The 15947-nt window shown below is 65.9% G+C and carries 18 protein-coding genes and 1 tRNA gene; 9 read left to right on the top strand and 10 right to left on the bottom strand.

Annotation, left to right across the window (positions count from 1 at the left end):
- Positions 1 to 13: 13 nt before the first annotated feature.
- Positions 14 to 1126, top strand: a complete 1113-nt coding sequence (locus tag LCL94_RS03515; protein WP_224831009.1) for an ATP phosphoribosyltransferase regulatory subunit — start codon at positions 14 to 16, stop codon at positions 1124 to 1126.
- On the opposite strand, the gene LCL94_RS03510 is transcribed toward LCL94_RS03515, so the two are convergent.
- Genes LCL94_RS03510 through LCL94_RS03500 form a run of 3 tightly spaced genes read right to left on the bottom strand, consistent with a single transcriptional unit; the run spans position 1123 to position 3577 of the window.
- Positions 1123 to 1764 (bottom strand): glutathione S-transferase, encoded by a 642-nt coding sequence (locus LCL94_RS03510; protein ID WP_224831008.1) that lies wholly within the window; start codon positions 1762 to 1764, stop codon positions 1123 to 1125. The genes LCL94_RS03515 and LCL94_RS03510 overlap by 4 nt on opposite strands.
- The gene (locus LCL94_RS03505; protein WP_224831007.1) at positions 1727 to 2680 is read right to left on the bottom strand and encodes a rhodanese-related sulfurtransferase; all 954 of its coding nucleotides are present in this window, start codon (positions 2678 to 2680) and stop codon (positions 1727 to 1729) included. The genes LCL94_RS03510 and LCL94_RS03505 overlap by 38 nt, the downstream gene beginning before the upstream one ends.
- Before the next feature lie 33 nt (positions 2681 to 2713).
- A complete protein-coding gene (locus LCL94_RS03500; RefSeq protein ID WP_224831006.1) occupies positions 2714 to 3577 on the bottom strand; it encodes an alpha/beta hydrolase in 864 nt (287 codons plus the stop codon).
- A gap of 169 nt (positions 3578 to 3746) precedes the next feature.
- Between LCL94_RS03500 and LCL94_RS03495 the strand changes: the two genes are divergently transcribed.
- Positions 3747 to 5036, top strand: coding sequence for an adenylosuccinate synthase (locus LCL94_RS03495; protein WP_224831005.1), 1290 nt, complete (start codon positions 3747 to 3749; stop codon positions 5034 to 5036).
- A 28-nt stretch (positions 5037 to 5064) separates the two neighbouring features.
- A complete protein-coding gene (locus LCL94_RS03490; protein ID WP_318245563.1) occupies positions 5065 to 5577 on the top strand; it encodes a L,D-transpeptidase family protein in 513 nt (170 codons plus the stop codon).
- Here LCL94_RS03490 and LCL94_RS03485 read toward each other — a convergent pair.
- Together LCL94_RS03485 and LCL94_RS03480 are read right to left on the bottom strand one after the other, a co-directional pair.
- The gene (locus LCL94_RS03485; protein ID WP_224831003.1) at positions 5567 to 5947 is read right to left on the bottom strand and encodes a DUF6768 family protein; all 381 of its coding nucleotides are present in this window, start codon (positions 5945 to 5947) and stop codon (positions 5567 to 5569) included. The two genes, LCL94_RS03490 and LCL94_RS03485, sit on opposite strands and share 11 nt — an antisense overlap.
- The gene (locus tag LCL94_RS03480) at positions 5944 to 6498 is read right to left on the bottom strand and encodes an RNA polymerase sigma factor (protein ID WP_224831002.1); all 555 of its coding nucleotides are present in this window, start codon (positions 6496 to 6498) and stop codon (positions 5944 to 5946) included. The genes LCL94_RS03485 and LCL94_RS03480 overlap by 4 nt, the downstream gene beginning before the upstream one ends.
- Positions 6499 to 6621: 123 nt before the next feature.
- On the opposite strand from LCL94_RS03480, the gene LCL94_RS03475 reads away from it, so the two are divergent.
- Positions 6622 to 7605, top strand: a complete 984-nt coding sequence (locus LCL94_RS03475) for a winged helix DNA-binding protein (RefSeq protein ID WP_224831001.1) — start codon at positions 6622 to 6624, stop codon at positions 7603 to 7605.
- Here LCL94_RS03475 and LCL94_RS03470 read toward each other — a convergent pair.
- From LCL94_RS03470 to argH, 4 genes are all read right to left on the bottom strand, one after another.
- Entirely contained in the window at positions 7602 to 8372 is a 771-nt protein-coding gene (locus LCL94_RS03470; RefSeq protein WP_224831000.1) for a bifunctional precorrin-2 dehydrogenase/sirohydrochlorin ferrochelatase, read from the bottom strand. The two genes, LCL94_RS03475 and LCL94_RS03470, sit on opposite strands and share 4 nt — an antisense overlap.
- Positions 8372 to 9634, bottom strand: a complete 1263-nt coding sequence (gene lysA, locus LCL94_RS03465) for a diaminopimelate decarboxylase (protein WP_224830999.1) — start codon at positions 9632 to 9634, stop codon at positions 8372 to 8374. Before lysA ends, LCL94_RS03470 begins: the two co-directional genes overlap by 1 nt.
- A gap of 63 nt (positions 9635 to 9697) precedes the next feature.
- Positions 9698 to 9934 carry a hypothetical protein gene (locus tag LCL94_RS03460; RefSeq protein ID WP_160607877.1) on the bottom strand — a complete coding sequence of 79 codons (237 nt, stop codon included), beginning with the start codon at positions 9932 to 9934 and terminating at the stop codon, positions 9698 to 9700.
- Positions 9934 to 11307 (bottom strand): argininosuccinate lyase, encoded by a 1374-nt coding sequence (gene argH, locus LCL94_RS03455; protein WP_224832652.1) that lies wholly within the window; start codon positions 11305 to 11307, stop codon positions 9934 to 9936. Before argH ends, LCL94_RS03460 begins: the two co-directional genes overlap by 1 nt.
- Positions 11308 to 11323: 16 nt before the next feature.
- On the opposite strand from argH, the gene LCL94_RS03450 reads away from it, so the two are divergent.
- From LCL94_RS03450 to LCL94_RS03430, 5 genes are all read left to right on the top strand, one after another.
- Entirely contained in the window at positions 11324 to 11881 is a 558-nt protein-coding gene (locus LCL94_RS03450; RefSeq protein ID WP_224830998.1) for a TlpA disulfide reductase family protein, read from the top strand.
- Between the two features lie 66 nt (positions 11882 to 11947).
- On the top strand, positions 11948 to 13174 hold the full coding sequence (locus tag LCL94_RS03445) for an FAD/NAD(P)-binding oxidoreductase (protein WP_224830997.1): 1227 nt from the start codon (positions 11948 to 11950) through the stop codon (positions 13172 to 13174).
- Positions 13175 to 13260: 86 nt separating this feature from the next.
- Positions 13261 to 14718, top strand: a complete 1458-nt coding sequence (locus LCL94_RS03440) for a cytochrome ubiquinol oxidase subunit I (protein ID WP_224830996.1) — start codon at positions 13261 to 13263, stop codon at positions 14716 to 14718.
- Positions 14708 to 15715, top strand: coding sequence for a cytochrome d ubiquinol oxidase subunit II (cydB, locus tag LCL94_RS03435; RefSeq protein WP_224830995.1), 1008 nt, complete (start codon positions 14708 to 14710; stop codon positions 15713 to 15715). Before LCL94_RS03440 ends, cydB begins: the two co-directional genes overlap by 11 nt.
- Entirely contained in the window at positions 15715 to 15858 is a 144-nt protein-coding gene (locus tag LCL94_RS03430) for a DUF2474 domain-containing protein (protein WP_224830994.1), read from the top strand. The genes cydB and LCL94_RS03430 overlap by 1 nt, the downstream gene beginning before the upstream one ends.
- A 6-nt stretch (positions 15859 to 15864) precedes the next feature.
- Here the strand turns inward: LCL94_RS03430 and LCL94_RS03425 are convergent.
- A tRNA-Val gene (locus LCL94_RS03425) sits at positions 15865 to 15940 on the bottom strand.
- Positions 15941 to 15947: the final 7 nt, after the last annotated feature.

The raw sequence follows: 15947 nt of genomic DNA, 5'->3' as shown, positions 1-15947 counted from the left end.
AGGGGGCGGCGCGATGACCCATCCAGACGATCTCCTGCCCGTCGGCCTCGAAGATGCCCTGCCTGCGCGCGCCGCAGCGATAACGCGCGCCATGCGCGAAATCCTCGGCGCGATGGACGCCCACGGATACGACCGCGTGCGCCCGCCGCTGGTCGAGTTCGAGCATTCGCTGGCAGGCCGGATGGAAGGCGTGGCGACGCGCCGCATGGTGCGCTTCACCGATCCGGAAAGCCTGCGCACACTGGCCCTGCGCAGCGACATGACCGTGCAGGTCGGTCGCATCGCCGCCACCTCGCTGCGCGAAGCGCCGCGCCCGCTGCGCCTGTGCTATGCGGGCGAGGTCGCGACCATCAAGGCGGACCAGCTCGATCCGGCTCGCCAGCGCCTCCAGCTGGGCGCGGAACTGGTGGGCAGCGATAGCGTCGCGGCGGCAGCCGAGGCAGTAGCCGTTGCTCTCGACGCGCTCGAAGCGGCAGGCGTGACCGGCCTGTCGGTCGATCTCACCATGCCCGACCTCGTCGATACGCTGAGCGAGGAGGCGCTCCCGCTCGCTCCCGAACAGCGCGAAGCGGTGCGCCGCGAGCTCGACATGAAGGATGCAGCCGGGCTGAAGGCGGCAGGCGGCGAGGCTTACCTGCCGCTGATCTACGCCGCCGGTCCCTTCGAGCAGGCGCTGGAAAAACTGTCCGCGCTGGATGCGGGCGGCGTTCTCGCCAGCCGGACATCGGCGCTGCGCGAAGTGGCCGCGACGCTGGGCGACCGCGTGCGCCTGACGCTCGATCCTTCCGAACGCCACGGCTTCGGTTACCAGAGCTGGTTCGGCTTCACGCTCCACGCGGACAATGCGCGCGGCGCGCTGGGGCGCGGCGGCACCTATGCCATCAAGGGCAGCGAGGAGGCGGCAACGGGCTTCTCGCTCTACATGGAGCCGATCCTCGAAGCGCTGGGCGCGCCGGCTACCGATACGCGCAAGGCCGTGTTCCTGCCGCTCGATCACGACCGGGCAGCAGCTCGCCGCCTTCGTTCTGACGGCTGGCGGACGGTCGCTGCGGTGACGGGCGAGGAAGACCCCAAGGCGCTGGGCTGCACGCACAGCATGCACGGCGGCGCGGCGACCCCGCTCTAGGCCTCGGCAGGCTCCCACTTCGAGAACTTGGCCATGATGGCTGCGAACAGCTGCGATTCCGTTAGGCCGTGCAGCCATTCGCGGATGCGGGGCAGGTTCTCGGCCTCGAACCGCCCGGCGTCGTGATTGGCGAACTGCCGGACGAACGGGAAAATCGCGATATCGGTAAAGCCGCGCGCCTGCCCTGACAGGAAGGGCTGGTCTGCCAGCCGTTCCTCGAGCCGGGCGAGGTGGGCGATGCATTGTTCGCGGTGCGCCTCGGGATCCACGTCCTCGTAGCGCGTATGGTACTTGTACCGGTCGAGGCTGTGCTTGAACGGCCCGTCATTGGCCGCGACGAGATCGTCGTCCTTGCGGTCCAGCCAGCCTTCGGGGTCGTCCTGCGCGAGCGCCCAAAACATCACCTCGAGGCTTTCCTCGATCACCGAACCATCCGGCAGGACCAGCACCGGAACCGTTCCCTTGGGCGAGGCTTCAAGCATGGCGGGGGGCTTGTCGCGCAGCACCACCTCGCGGTGTTCGTATTGGGCGCCACCGACCTTGAGCGCCATGCGCGCCCGCATCGCATAGGGGCAGCGGCGGAAGCTGTAGAGGACGGCCTCAGCCGTCACCGCGCGGGTCCAGCTTGCGCCCGACATGGGCTTCGCCGCGCTGGCGGGCGAGCTTCGACTGGCGGTGCCGCTCCGCATAGCGGGCGCGCTGTTCGTCGGTGCGTGTCGAATGGCAGTGGTGGCACGACACGCCTTCGACATAGGTGTCGCGCGCCTTGTCCGCTTCCGACAGGGGCACCCGGCAGGCGCGGCACAGGCTGTGTTCGCCCACTTCGAGGCCGTGCTTCAGGCTGACGCGCTCGTCGAAGACGAAGCATTCCCCGCGCCACAGGCTCTCGTCCTCGGGGATGTCCTCGAGGTATTTCAGGATGCCGCCCTTGAGGTGATAGACCTCGTCCAGCCCTTCGGCTTTCACGAAGGCGGTCGACTTCTCGCAGCGGATGCCACCGGTGCAGAACATGGCGATGCGCGGCGTCTTGCCTTCTGCCTCGAATTCGGCGCGCTTGGCGCGGAACCACTCGGGAAATTCGCGGAAGCTCTTCGTTTCGGGGTCGATCGCTCCTTCGAACGTGCCGATCTGCACCTCGTAGTCGTTGCGCGTGTCGATCAGGATCGTGTCGGGGTCCGAAATCAGCGCGTTCCAATCCTCCGGCGCGACATAGGTGCCGACGCCATCCACCGGATCGAGGTCCGGCTGGCCCATGGTCACGATCTCTTTCTTCAGCCGCACCTTGCTGCGGTAGAAGGGCATCCTGTCGGCCCGCGATTCCTTCACCTCGAGGTCGGCGCAGCCGGGCAGGGCGCGGATGTGGTCGAGCACCGCCTGGATGCCCTGGTCGCTGCCCGCAATGGTTCCGTTGATCCCTTCGCCCGCCAAGAGCAGCGTGCCGCGCACGCCGTGTTCCTCGCACAGCGCCTGCAATGGTGCGCGCAGCGACGCGGGGTCGTCGAACCGCGTGAAGTGGTAGAGTGCGGCAATACGGACGGGCGGGTGGTCGGTCACGGCGCGCCCGTTAGCAGTCCTTCCCTTGCGCGGCTAGGTGCCGAAACGGGCGGCCAGGTAGCGATCGACCAGGGCGGTCGCGGGATAGTCCGGTTCGCCCAGCTTGCGGTTGATTTCGGCATGGCCCCGCAGGCCGCGTCCTTCGACAGCTTCCACGCTCGCTTGCGTCCCCGCGCCACGGAGCGCCCGCGCCAGTCCGCGCGATTGCCGCGTCCCGTCGCGGCGCTGGACATGCAGGATGAGGAAGGACGGCGCATTGGGAGCAGCCGCATGGAAGGTTGGCGAAAGGGCCTTTTGTCGCTCGGGATCGGTGCCGAAGGCCTGTTCGTAGGTGTCGCCCATCAGGCGTGCGTTTTCGTCCATCTGGGCCGGCACGTCGTAAGCCGCACCGTCCAGCGGGATAATGCCGTCGATGTCGCTGTAGCCAAGCCCCGCCTTGCGCAAATAGGCCGGATCGGTGCCGACCAGGGCAACGAGATGTGCACCGGCGCTATGGCCGACCAGGACAATGCGGCTTGCATCGTAGCCAAGGCGGCCGGCCTCGCCCTTGAGCAGGGCGACTGCATCGGCCACGTCCTGCGCCTGCTGTTCGACAGTCGCCTCGGGCACCAGCCGGTAGTTCACGGAAGCGACGGCATAGCCCTGTTCCTGCCAGTGGGAGAGCTTGGCCGAACCCTTCATCATCGACTTGTCGCCGCGCTTCCAGCCGCCGCCGTGGACGAAGACGACCAGTGGCGCGCCTTTCGACGGACCCGCCCAGACATCCACGCGCTGCAACTTGTCGCTGCCGAACGACAGCTCGACAGGCGCAGGTGCGCGACGCTCTGCCGAATTTGCAATCACGCTTCCGCTTGCAAGTACCAAGGCTAGGACGGCGGCAACGACTGGCTTCTGCATGGCGAAATTCCTTTTCACCGGGATCGCAGTCGGGAGGGAACACCAGAAGGCGTTAATTTTCCAGTCGCGAATTGTCGCCGATTGTCGCGACAGTTTGCTTGCCCTCGCGCCTTCGAAGGCCTAGGCGCGCACGCGTTTGTGTCACCCTGACGAGCAGGTTTTTCCGCATATGGCCAACGTAACCGTGATCGGCGCCCAATGGGGCGATGAGGGCAAGGGCAAGATCGTCGACTGGCTCGCCAGCCGCGCCGACGCCGTCGTCCGTTTCCAGGGCGGCCACAATGCCGGCCATACGCTGGTCATCGACGGGAACGTCTTCAAGCTGTCGCTGCTGCCCTCGGGCATCGTGTCGGGCACGCTGTCGATCATCGGCAATGGCGTGGTGCTGGACCCCTGGGCACTCAAGGCCGAAGTCGAGAAGATCGAAGGCCAGGGTGTCGACATCAATCCCGACAATCTTGCCGTCGCCGACAATTGTCCGCTGATCCTGCCGATCCACCGCGATCTCGACGGTCTGCGCGAAACCGCTGCCGGTTCGGGCAAGATCGGCACGACCGGTCGCGGCATCGGCCCGGCCTACGAGGACAAGGTCGGCCGCCGCGCGATCCGCGTGTGCGACCTCGCGCATCTTGACAGCCTCGAGCCGCAGCTCGACCGCCTGTGCGCGCACCATGACGCGCTGCGTGCCGGTTTCAACGAACCTCCGGTCGACCGCGAGCGCCTGCTGAACGACCTGCGCGAAATCGCGCCCTTCGTGCTCAAGTTCGCCCAGCCGGTGTGGAAGCGCCTGAAGAAGGTTCGCAAGGCCGGCGCGAAGATCCTGTTCGAAGGCGCGCAGGGCGTCCTGCTCGACATCGATCACGGCACCTACCCCTTCGTGACCAGCTCGAACACGGTCAGCGGTACGGCGGCAGCCGGCAGCGGTCTCGGTCCCAATGCGACCGGCTATGTACTGGGCATCGTCAAGGCTTACACCACCCGCGTCGGCAGCGGTCCGTTCCCGACCGAGTTGACCGACGAAATCGGCAAGGGCATCGGCGAACGCGGCCATGAATTCGGCACCGTCACCGGCCGCCAGCGCCGGGTCGGCTGGTTCGACGCGGTAATCGTGCGCCAGAGCTGCGCGATCAGCGGCGTCACCGGCATTGCGCTGACGAAGATCGACGTGCTCGACGGGCTGGACGAGGTGAAGATCTGCACCGGCTATCGCCTGCGCGGCAATGTGTACGACTACCTGCCCAGCCACGCCGCCGACCAGGCGGAAGTCGAACCGATCTACGAATCGATGGACGGCTGGAAGGAATCGACCGCCGGGGCGCGCAGCTTCGCGGACCTGCCGGCCAATGCTGTGAAATACATCCAGCGCGTGCAGGAACTGATCGAAACGCCCGTTTCGCTGGTTTCGACTAGCCCGGAACGCGACGACACCATCCTCATGCGCGATCCCTTCATGGACTGATCAGGCAGCGGGTGGCAGGATGCGCGCGATGCGTTTCCTGCCTCTCCTTGCTGTCCTGTCGCTGGCCGCTTGTTCGCAGGTGGTGCCCGAGGCGCGCGCCCAGCAGGCACAGGATGGGGAGCGGGCCGATTTCCTGCTCGTTGACAAGTCGGACCGCACGCTATGGGTGTATCAGGCAGGCGAGGTGATCCGCACGTATCGCGGGCTTCAATACGGGGACCAGCCGGTTGGCCACAAGCGCTTCGAGGGCGACGAGAAGACACCCGAAGGCCGCTACACGATCACTTACGGCAACGAGCAGTCGAGCTATTACCTCAGCCTTTTCATCGACTATCCCAACGAAGCCGACCGTGCATATGCCAAGGCGCAGGGGCGGTCGCCGGGCGGGCTGATCTTCCTTCACGGCCAGCCCAACGGCCTGCCGTTCGATGCGCGCGTGCCGGGGGACTGGACCGATGGCTGCATCGCGCTGTCGAACAGCGAAATCGCCGAACTGTGGTCGCTGGTCCCCGACGGTACGCCGATCGAGATCAGGCCCTAGGCGGGCCTTCTCCGAGCATCGCTACCTGTACCTGCAGGCGCTTCACCTCGCGCAGCACGCTCAGCATGTTCATCCGCGAATAGAACCATTCCTTGATGAAGCCCTGCATCAGCAGCGCGCCCAGAGTGACGATACCCCACCATACCGACTCCTCGAACGCGGTGGCGGTGAAGAAGCGGTAGGCGCAATAGACCAGCGCAATCCCGAGCACGAAGGCGACGGCGAAGATGAGCTTCGACCATCCGCCCAAGGGGCCGGTCAGGACATCCCCGATCTGGCTGAACATTCCCCGCCCTTCGTCCAGCGAGGCAAGGAAGGCCCTGTCGTCCTCGTCCAGCGCGCCGCGGATGCGGTCGTCGATGTCGGTCATGTGTCGTCTCCTTCAAGAGCCGCCTTCAGTTTCTGGCGGGCATGGAACAGCCGGGTCTTGGCCGTGCCGAGGGGCACGTCCTGGACGGCGGCGATCTCGGCGAGGGTCAGGCCCTCGACGAAGTGAAGTTGTGCGGCGAGCCGCTGGTCGGGCGACAGCGCGGCAAAGGCCTGGTCGATGGCAACCCGCTCGTCGGCAACCGCCGGGAGGGAGTGTTCCACCTCGCCTGCCGCCTCGTGGCTCCGCCTGTTTTGCGCGCTGCGTATCCGGTCGATGCAGCGCCGCCGCAGGATGCCGAACGCCCAAGGAGCAAAGCGGGACGGCTCGCGCAAGCCGCCGATACCGCGCAGGATCGAAATCCATGTGTCCTGCACTGCCACCAAAGCCATCTCGTCACTGCGCAACACGCGCCTGGCCGACCGGGCGAGCCGGGGTTGCCAGCGGCGCGCCAGCCGCTCTCCGGCCGCGCGGTCGCCGGACTGGACCAGCGTGACGAGCAACTCGTCATACAGCCTTTCGGCATCGCCCTGTCCTGTCGCCCGTCCTGCCATGACCCTTTAGTCGCAGGCTGGCGCCAAAAGGTTCAATCGAAATCCGCAAATCGCTGAAATTCTTGACACGGTCACTATTTGTTCTACCTACGTTCGCCAATCAGACCCTCGAAAGGTGATTCCATGCAGGCGGACTTTTCCTACGAACCGGTGTGCGACGGTGCCGGATGCCAGCTGGGTGTGACCATTCTTGCCGACCGTGATGCCCTTCGCGAACAGATGCGGGAAGATGCGGTGGCGGCCGGTTTCCGCGTAATGGAATGCTGCGGGCTCGACGAATACGCCAGCGGGTCTGTCGGATCGCTCGGCGACCTGGTGCTGGTCGACTGCGTGGCGGCCGATGGCGGCGTGATGGCGCTTCTTTCGCGGCTCGATATGCGCGCGGGCAAATCCGGTGCGCAACTGGTCGTGTCGACCGGCATGGACGCGCTCGACACCGTGTTCGGCTGCTTCGCCATGTCGGGCGCGCAAATCCTGGTGGACCCGGGCCGGGCGGAACGTATCGTCGCGATCGGCCGGGTGCTCGCCCACGTCCCGAACCTTCGCCTGCGCGAATTGGCCGAAGAAGATCGCCTGATGCTGCTCAGGCTGACAGAGCAGGTCGGCAAGATGGCCGAACGGCTCGAACGGCTTTCGCCCGGGCAGCGGGCAGGCGGTGGTGCCTTTCGGCTGGAAGCGGCTGCCGATGCGTGGCGCGCAGCCGGAGACGAATATGTCGCGCATGGCGGTGCATCGCCGCGTCCGGCCTTGCCCGATGCCTCGGTCATCCGTGCGGTCATCCGCAACCGGCAGGCACGGGCGCGCTTTTTCGATCCCGAACTTTTCGCTGATCCCGCCTGGGACATCCTGCTCGACCTTGCTGCCGCGCGGGCGGAGCGGAAACGGGTTTCGGTCACTTCGCTCTGTATTGCTGCCGGCGTTCCGGCGACCACCGCCCTGCGCTGGATTTCGCAGATGGTGGAGATGGGGCTTTTGCTGCGCATTCCCGACCATATGGACCGCCGCCGGGCCCACATTGCGTTGTCGGACGACACGGCGGACGCGATGGCCCGTTACTTCGCGGAGACCCGGGCCGCTGTTGCGGCGCCATTGGCAGCGGCGCTCTAGCCTTTCCTCAGGACGACCGTCCGCCCTTCAGGCGGCGGGTCTGCTGGCAAGAGCACTCTTGCCGCATCGGCGCGTGCCCGCACGAGAATGGCTTCGGCGACGCCCGCATCGTGCATCACCGTGTCGGCCTCACCCAGCGCGCGCGCCTGTCGCAAGGTCAGGTCTTCGGGATCGTCACTCGTCAGAATGATTTCCAGCACGGCACGGGGTTCCGGCGTCTCTCCGCTTTCGAGCCATTGGTCGAGCCTTGTATCGCTGCCTTCCGCCATCGGGTCGAGCGGGCCGCCTTGCGAGAGCGCGGCATCGATTGCCCGGCGCCTGTCGTCACTACGGGGAAACCGGTCGCGGATGCGGTCGCGGGCCGTGGAGAGAGCCGCGGCCAACGGTCCCAGCGATTGGGGCAGCAAGCGCTCGAGCCGCAGCCGCAAGTGCTTGGCAAGACCCGCCGATGCGCCGCCGGTGCTCACCGCCACGAGCACGTCGCCGCGCTCAAGCACGCTCGGCAGGGTGAAATCGCACAGGTCCGGGCGGTCGGCGACGTTCACGAGCAGGCCCGCCCGCTTCAGCCGCAGGGCTGCTGCCTCAGCCGCGCGCTCGTCCTCCAGCGCCACGAAAGCGAGGCGTGCGTGATGCGCTTCGGTTTCCCCGCAAGGAATGCCGCCCGCCCGTTCCACGAGCCTCGCCTTCGCATCGGCCATGTCGCCGTTGCCCACGACCACCACCCGCTGCCCCGCGATCCGGTGGAACAGGGGCAGCGAATGCAGCATCAGGCGAGCCACTCCGGCACGCGCTCGGCATCCATGATCGCGCTGGCGGCGATGCGATCGGCCACGACAGCGAATTTGTCGCCATCCACCAGCACTTCGGCCACGAAGCCACGCGAATTGTAGGACGAGGCCATGGTCGCGCCATAGGCGCCGGCGGTGCGGAACACGGCAAGGTCGCCTGCGACCAGCGCATCGCATTCGCGGTCCATGGCGAAGGTATCGCCCGTCTCGCAGATAGGGCCGACGATATGCGCGGTCATCCGGTCGCCGGTCGGCTCCACCGCGTCGAAATCGTGCCATGCGCCGTACATTGCCGGACGTGCGAGGTCGTTCATGGCCGCATCGACCACCACGAAGGGTGGGCCGTTGCCGCTTCGCTTGGAGCGGATTACCCGGGTCAGCAGGATGCCGGCATTGCCCGCGATGACGCGGCCCGGTTCGAACATCAGCTGGACGCCCCAGCCTTTGGTCACGCGCGCGACCATCTCGCCATATTCCGCCGGGGAGGGCAGTTCCTCGCCCGCCTTGTACGGCACGCCGAGACCACCGCCGAGATCGGCATGGGTCACGGTGCAAGCCTGGCCGCGCAATTCGGCGATAAGGGCGCCGACCTTGCCAAATGCAGTTTCCAGCGGCTCGAGGTCGGCAAGCTGGCTGCCGATGTGCACGGCCACGCCGCGCATATCGAGGCCTTCTTCCTGTGCCAGGCGCGCATAGATATCGGCTGCCCGGTCGAGCGGGACGCCGAACTTGTTCTCGCGCTTGCCGGTCGAGATCTTCTCGTGCGTGCGCGCATCCACGTCCGGGTTCACCCGCAAGGCGCAGGCCGCGCGCTTGCCGTGCCGCGCCGCAATGGCGGCGAGTTCGTAGCCTTCTTCCTCGCTCTCGATGTTGAACTGGCCGATGCCTTCCTCGAGGCCCTGGAGCAGTTCGGCGTGGGTCTTGCCGACGCCAGAGAACACGATGTCTTCCGGCTTCATCCCGGCCTTCAGCGCGCGCGTCAGTTCGCCGCCCGACACGACATCGGCGCCGTATCCCATGTTGGCGAGCACGCGCAGCACGGCGAGGTTGGGATTGGATTTGACCGCGAAGGCGATGTGCGGGTTCTCGACACCGGACAGCGCATCGCGGAACACGCGCGCGTGTCGTTCGAGCGTGGCACGCGAATAGACATAGACGGGCGTGCCGACCTGTTCGGCAATGAGCGGAAGCGGCACGTCTTCGGCGTGCAGGACGCCGTCACGAAGCTGGAAGTGGTCCATGGTCAGCGCATCTGCACAAGCCGCGCGGCCGAGTCGAGCAAGGCTTGCTTGCCGGGGCGCAACCTATTCGGGAGGCAGGTCGAAGGGATCGTCCTCGCGCTCTTCAGAACGGGTGCGCAGTTCAACGCTGCGTTCGGGGGCGGCCTGCGGCTTCAGCTCGAGCAGATCGTCCGCATCGGGGCGGACTTCGGACCCGAACGGAGCGGGCGGGAGGGCATTGCCTTCGAGCGGCTTCAGCTGCGCCTTCTGGCCGCAGGCTCCGAGCAGAAGCAGGGCGGTGACAAGGGCAATGGTGCGCATCAGATGTTCTCCAGCCGCCTGCGGGCCTCTTCGACTTGTTCCCTTACCCTGACCGGCGCGGTCCCGCCATAGGAAGCGCGCGCGGCGACCGAGGCATCGACCGACAGCGCATCGAACACCCGCTCGTCGATCCGCTCGTCGATGGCCTTGAGGTCCGCAATGGTCAGCCCATCGAGAGCGACGCCCTTCTGGTCGGCCAGCCTCACGGCCGCGCCCGTGATGTGATGCGCCTCGCGGAAGGGTATGTCCGCCTGCCGCACCAGCCAGTCGGCAAGATCGGTCGCGGTGGCGTGACCGGCCTCTGCCGCCTTGCGCATCCTCGCAGTGTCGAACCCGCTGTCGGCGACCATGCCGGCCATGGCGGCAAGGCTGAGATCGAGCAGTCCCGCCGCCTCGAACACCGGCGGCTTGTCGTCCTGCATGTCCTTCGAATAGGCGAGCGGGAGACCCTTCATGGTGATCATCAGGCTGGTCGCGCATCCGATCACGCGGCCTGCGTGACCTCGCACCAGCTCTGCCGCGTCGGGATTGCGCTTTTGCGGCATGATGCTGCTGCCGGTCGACAGCGTATCGGGCAGCTTGACGAAGCCGAAGGGCTGGCTTGCCCAGATGATGAATTCTTCCGCGAGGCGCGAGAGGTGGAGCGAGCACTGGCTGGCCGCCATCAGGTAATCGAGCGCGAAATCGCGGTCCGACACGGCATCGAGGCTGTTGCGCGTCGGGCGTGCAAAGCCAAGCGCGCTGGCAGTCATTTCGCGGTCGAGATCGAAGCCGGTTCCAGCTAGCGCGGCCGAGCCGAGCGGGCATTCGTCCATCCGCGCCAGCGCGTCGGCAAAGCGCGAGCGGTCGCGCATCAGCATCTCGAAATAGGCGAGCAGGTGATGGCCCAGCGTCACCGGCTGCGCGGTCTGGAGGTGGGTGAAGCCGGGCATGATGCTGCCGGCGTGCTCGTCCGCCCGCCCCACCAGCGCGGCCAGCACCGTGTCGATCCCGCCGATCGCACGGCGCGTTGCCTCGCGCACCCACATGCGGAAGTCGGTCGCCACCTGGTCGTTGCGGCTGCGTGCTGTGTGAAGGCGTCCGGCAGCAGGGCCGACGATTTCGGTGAGGCGCGATTCCACAGTCATGTGGATGTCCTCGAGATCCCAGTTCTCGGGCACGCCGTCGCGGGCATATTCCTCGGCGATCTGGTTGAGGCCCCTGGTGATGGCGTCCGCATCCGCCTCGCTGACGATGCCCTGCTTCGCCAGCATCGCCACATGGGCGAGACTGCCCGAGATATCTTCGCGCCAGAGCGCCTTGTCGAAGGGAATGGAGGCGTTGATTTCGCGCATGATCGCGCTAGGTCCTTCGGCGAACCTGCCGCCCCACATCGAATTGGAGCCTTGATTGTCCCGCTTTTCGCTCACGCTGCTCGTCACCTTGGGTCTTGCCGTTTCCGCCTGCGATAGGAGCGAGCCGGAGCCGGTGCAAGAAAGCGGTGCTTCGGCGCAGGCAACAGGCGAAATCGACCGGAGCAATGCAGGCGATCTGATGCCTGCCTCCAATGTCCGCGATCTCGATGGCCGCGTGCTCAACCTCGGCGCCCTGCAGGGCCGGCCGGTGCTGCTCAATCTCTGGGCCACCTGGTGTGCGCCCTGCAAGAAGGAGATGCCGCTGCTGGACCAGCTGGCCGCCGACTATGACGAGCAGTTGCAGGTCATCACGGTCAGCCAGGACCTGAACGGCCAGGAAAAGGTCGCCGCTTTCTTTGCGGAAAACGAGTTCGGCTATCTGGAGCCCTGGATGGACCCCGACGCCGAGCTGGGTTTCCATTACGACAACACCCCGCTGCCCACCACTGTGCTATACGATGCATCGGGCATCGAAGTCTGGCGCGTGCGCGGCGATTACGACTGGTCGAGCGAAGAGGCACGGGGCGCGATCGAGGAAGTCGCAAGGCCCTGATTTGCCTCTTGCACAAAGGCTTGCCCCAATACATAAGGATTATCTAATATAGCAGGGAGAAGGCCGGTGGCAGGAAGCAAAGCCGAATTCGAAGTCGTCATCGTGGGTGGCGGCTCTTCGGGAATCGCCACGGCAGCATCGCTGCACAAGCGCGAGCCGAGCCTGCGCATCGCCATCATCGAGCCTTCGGCTAAGCACTACTACCAGCCCGGCTGGACCATGGTCGGCGGCGGCATCTTCAAGGCGCCGCAGACCGTGCGCGACATGGCGGCCGTCATGCCCGACTATGTCTCGTGGATCTCGCAGGCGGCGACAGCTTTCGAGCCGCACAAGAACGAGGTCGTGCTCGAGGACGGAAGCCGGGTCGGCTACATCTTCCTCGTGGTAGCAGCCGGGCTGAAGCTCGACTGGGACGGTATCGAGGGGCTGAGCGATACTCTCGGCCGCAACGGCGTTACCTCGAATTATCGCTACGACCTTGCGCCCTACACCTGGGACCTCGTCCAGCGCACGCGGTCGGGCAGGGCGCTGTTCACCCAGCCGCCCATGCCGATCAAATGTGCAGGCGCGCCGCAAAAGGCCATGTACCTGTCCTGCTCCGAATGGGAGCGGCGGGGTTGCCTGAAGGACATGGACGTGCACTTCCACAATGCCGGAGGCGTGCTGTTCGGAGTTGCCGATTACGTCCCCGCGCTGATGGAATATGTCGAACGCTATGGCATCACGCTCGACCTCAACGAGCGGCTGACTGCCGTCGACGGCGGCGCCAGGACCGCGACTTTCGCCACCGAAAGCGGCACCAAGACGGTCGATTTCGACATGATCCACGTCGTGCCGCCGCAGACCGCGCCCGATTTCATCAAGGCCAGCCCGCTCGCAGGAGACGGCGGCTGGGTCGATGTCGATCCGGCGACCTTGCGCCACACCAAATTCGAAAATGTCTTCGGGCTGGGTGATTGCACCAATACGCCCAATGCCAAGACCGCCGCCGCCGCGCGTAAGCAGGCGCCGATCGTGGCGGAGAACCTGATCGCGGCCATTCTCGATAAGCCCCTGCCTGCGCTTTATGACGGTTATGGCAGCTGCCCGCTGACGGTGGAGCACGGCAAGATCGTGCTCGCGGAATTCGGCTATGGCGGCAAATTGCTGCCGAGCTTCCCCGACTGGATGCTCGACGGGCGCAAGCCGACCCGGCGCGCGTGGACGCTCAAGGCCGACATCCTGCCCAAGGTCTATTGGGAGGCAATGCTCAAGGGCCGCGAATGGCTGGTCAAGCCGGGCAAGCTGGGCTGATTGCGCCCGGGCCGTGATGCACCGCGCGCACCATCGGGTGCATTGCTTTCATCCCACTGCCGCCGGCGTGACTGTATAGGGTGATCATGTTCGAGAACGCCGATGCGCTGATGCTCGCCCGGATACAGTTCGCCTTCACGGTGAGCTTCCACTTCATTTTCCCCGCATTCTCGATCGGGCTGGCGAGCTACCTCGCGGTGCTCGAAGGGCTCTGGCTGAAGACCGGCAAGCAGGTCTACCAGGACCTGTTCAAGTACTGGCTCAAGATCTTCGCCATCGCCTTTGCCATGGGCGTCGTGTCGGGCATCGTCATGAGCTACCAGTTCGGGACCAACTGGTCGGCGTTCTCCGACAAGGCGGGGCCGGTGATCGGGCCGCTCATGGCCTACGAGGTGCTGACCGCCTTCTTCCTCGAGGCGGGGTTCCTCGGCGTGATGCTGTTCGGCATGAACCGCGTCGGCAAGGGGCTGCACTTTACCGCGACACTTATGGTTGCCGTGGGCACCTTTATCTCGGCCTTCTGGATCCTGTCAGTGAACAGCTGGATGCAGACCCCGGTTGGTTTCGTCGAAGGCGCGAACGGCCAGTTCCTGCCCGAGGCGAGCTGGTTCGAAATCGTCTTCAATCCCAGCTTCCCCTACCGCCTCGTCCACACGGTGATTGCCGCCTATCTGACAACCGCATTCGTGGTCGGCGGGGTCGGGGCTTGGCACCTGCTGAAGGACAGCGCCAACCAGCACGCACGCAAGATGTTCTCGATGGCTATGTGGATGGCCGCGCTGGTCGCACCGGTGCAGATTTTTGCCGGCGACATGCACGGCCTCAACACGCTGGAGCACCAGCCTGCCAAGGTCATGGCGATGGAGGGGCATTACGAAAGCCATCCGGACGGGGCCCCGCTCTACCTGTTCGGCATACCCAATGACGAAGAGCAGCGGCTGGACTACGCCTTCGGCATTCCCAAGCTTTCGAGCCTGATCCTCAAGCACGAACTCGACGCCCCGCTCGACGGGCTCGACACGATTGCGGACGAGGACCAGCCGCCCGTCTTCCCCGTGTTCTGGGCTTTCCGCGTGATGGTCGGGATCGGTTTCCTGATGCTGGGCATCGGCGCGTGGAGCCTGCTCGCACGAATGCGCGGCAAGCTTTACGACTGGAGTTGGCTACACCGCGCTGCGATCGTGATGGGGCCGTCGGGCTTCGTCGCGGTGATTGCGGGCTGGATAACGACCGAGGTCGGCCGCCAGCCCTGGACGATCTATGGCGTGCTGCGCACCGCCGACAGCGCCAGCCCGCTCGACGCGCCGGCCGTCGCGACCTCGCTTATCGCGTTCGTGATCGTCTACTTCGCGGTCTTCGGCGTGGGTACGTGGTACATATTACGCCTGATGAGCCAGTCCCCGCACACCGGTGAGAAGGGCGTGAAACGCACCGAAAAGGGCCCGGTCAGGACCGCCGGCATTACGCCGGGGCCAACGCAGAACCCGGGCCGCGACCCGGATGTCCTTCCCGCAGGCAAGGAGGAGGCGACCGATGGGTGTTGATGTCGACCTGACGGTCATCTGGGCGTTCATCATCGCCTTTGCCGTCTTCGCCTATGTCGTGATGGACGGTTTCGACCTCGGCATCGGCGTGCTCTTCCCGACATTCGAGCCGGGGCAGGAACGCGACCAGGCGATGAATTCCATCGCGCCGGTGTGGGATGGTAACGAGACCTGGCTGGTGCTGGGCGGGGGCGGGCTCTTTGCCGCGTTCCCGCTGGCCTATGCCATCATCCTGCCCGCGACCTACCCTCTGGTCATTGCCATGTTGCTGGGCCTCGTCTTTCGCGGGGTAGCGTTCGAATTCCGCTGGCGCGACAAGGCGCACGAAAGGTTCTGGGACTTCAGCTTCACCGCCGGGTCCTTCGTCGCGGCCATGGCGCAGGGCATGATCCTGGGCGCGCTGCTGCAGGGGATAGAGGTGCAGGACCGCGCCTATGCAGGCAGCTGGTGGGACTGGCTGACGCCCTATACCTTGCTGACCGGCCTCGGGACCGTGGTTGGTTATGCGCTGCTCGGCGCGACCTGGCTGATCTGGAAGCTGGAGGGCAAGGCGCAGGCCCATGCGCGCAGGCTGGCCAAGCGCGCGGCGCTGGGCACGCTCGCCCTGATGGGTGCAGTGAGCGCCTACAACCTCGCGCTCGATCCCGAATATGCGGCGCGCTGGCTGTCCGCCCCCGAAGTCTACCTCACCGCGTGGGTGCCGCTGGTCACGCTGGGACTGGCCGTTCAGCTGCTGCGCTCGCTGGGCGGGGATGGGCAGAGCCTGCCTTTCTGGCTCAGCATCGCGCTGTTCCTGCTCGGCATGGCGGGCCTCGGCCTGACGATCTGGCCCAATGTCGTGCCGCCCGACGTGTCCATCTGGGATGCTGCCGCGCCTCAGCGGAGCCAGACCTTCATGCTGGTAGGCGTTGCCATCACCATGCCGCTGATCCTCGCCTACACGGCCTGGGCCTACTGGGTGTTTCGCGGCAAGGTCGGGACGGAAGGTTATCACTGATGGCCTTCGACCCGCTGTCCGGATCGCAGGATGCGCAAGCCCGCCCGCTGTGGCAGCGGCTGGGCTGGATGGTGCTGATCTGGATCACAAGCGTGACGGTGCTGGGGGCCGTGGCCTACGCCCTGCGCCTGTGGCTTGCTTGAGGGGGATGGTGGGCGCTGACGGGCTCGAACCGCCGACCCTCTCGGTGTAAACGAGATGCTCTACCAACTGAGCTAAGCGCCCCCTTGCG

This window comes from Qipengyuania gaetbuli (assembly GCF_020171365.1).
Classification (GTDB): Bacteria; Pseudomonadota; Alphaproteobacteria; order Sphingomonadales; family Sphingomonadaceae; genus Qipengyuania; species Qipengyuania gaetbuli_B.
Note: the sequence above shows the minus strand (reverse complement) of the source record. Positions and strands in the feature narration are given on the sequence as shown.

Excerpts from the sequence above, each read along its gene's own strand:
- LCL94_RS03515 (WP_224831009.1), top strand. The coding sequence starts at position 14 with ATGACCCATCCAGACGATCTCCTGCCCGTCGGCCTCGAAGATGCCCTG.
- LCL94_RS03510 (WP_224831008.1), bottom strand. The coding sequence starts at position 1,764 with ATGTCGGGCGCAAGCTGGACCCGCGCGGTGACGGCTGAGGCCGTCCTC.
- LCL94_RS03500 (WP_224831006.1), bottom strand. The coding sequence starts at position 3,577 with ATGCAGAAGCCAGTCGTTGCCGCCGTCCTAGCCTTGGTACTTGCAAGC.
- LCL94_RS03495 (WP_224831005.1), top strand. The coding sequence starts at position 3,747 with ATGGCCAACGTAACCGTGATCGGCGCCCAATGGGGCGATGAGGGCAAG.
- LCL94_RS03490 (WP_318245563.1), top strand. The coding sequence starts at position 5,065 with ATGCGTTTCCTGCCTCTCCTTGCTGTCCTGTCGCTGGCCGCTTGTTCG.
- LCL94_RS03485 (WP_224831003.1), bottom strand. The coding sequence starts at position 5,947 with ATGACCGACATCGACGACCGCATCCGCGGCGCGCTGGACGAGGACGAC.
- LCL94_RS03480 (WP_224831002.1), bottom strand. The coding sequence starts at position 6,498 with ATGGCAGGACGGGCGACAGGACAGGGCGATGCCGAAAGGCTGTATGAC.
- LCL94_RS03475 (WP_224831001.1), top strand. The coding sequence starts at position 6,622 with ATGCAGGCGGACTTTTCCTACGAACCGGTGTGCGACGGTGCCGGATGC.
- LCL94_RS03470 (WP_224831000.1), bottom strand. The coding sequence starts at position 8,372 with ATGCTGCATTCGCTGCCCCTGTTCCACCGGATCGCGGGGCAGCGGGTG.
- lysA (WP_224830999.1), bottom strand. The coding sequence starts at position 9,634 with ATGGACCACTTCCAGCTTCGTGACGGCGTCCTGCACGCCGAAGACGTG.
- LCL94_RS03460 (WP_160607877.1), bottom strand. The coding sequence starts at position 9,934 with ATGCGCACCATTGCCCTTGTCACCGCCCTGCTTCTGCTCGGAGCCTGC.
- argH (WP_224832652.1), bottom strand. The coding sequence starts at position 11,307 with ATGTGGGGCGGCAGGTTCGCCGAAGGACCTAGCGCGATCATGCGCGAA.
- LCL94_RS03440 (WP_224830996.1), top strand. The coding sequence starts at position 13,261 with ATGTTCGAGAACGCCGATGCGCTGATGCTCGCCCGGATACAGTTCGCC.
- cydB (WP_224830995.1), top strand. The coding sequence starts at position 14,708 with ATGGGTGTTGATGTCGACCTGACGGTCATCTGGGCGTTCATCATCGCC.
- LCL94_RS03430 (WP_224830994.1), top strand. The coding sequence starts at position 15,715 with ATGGCCTTCGACCCGCTGTCCGGATCGCAGGATGCGCAAGCCCGCCCG.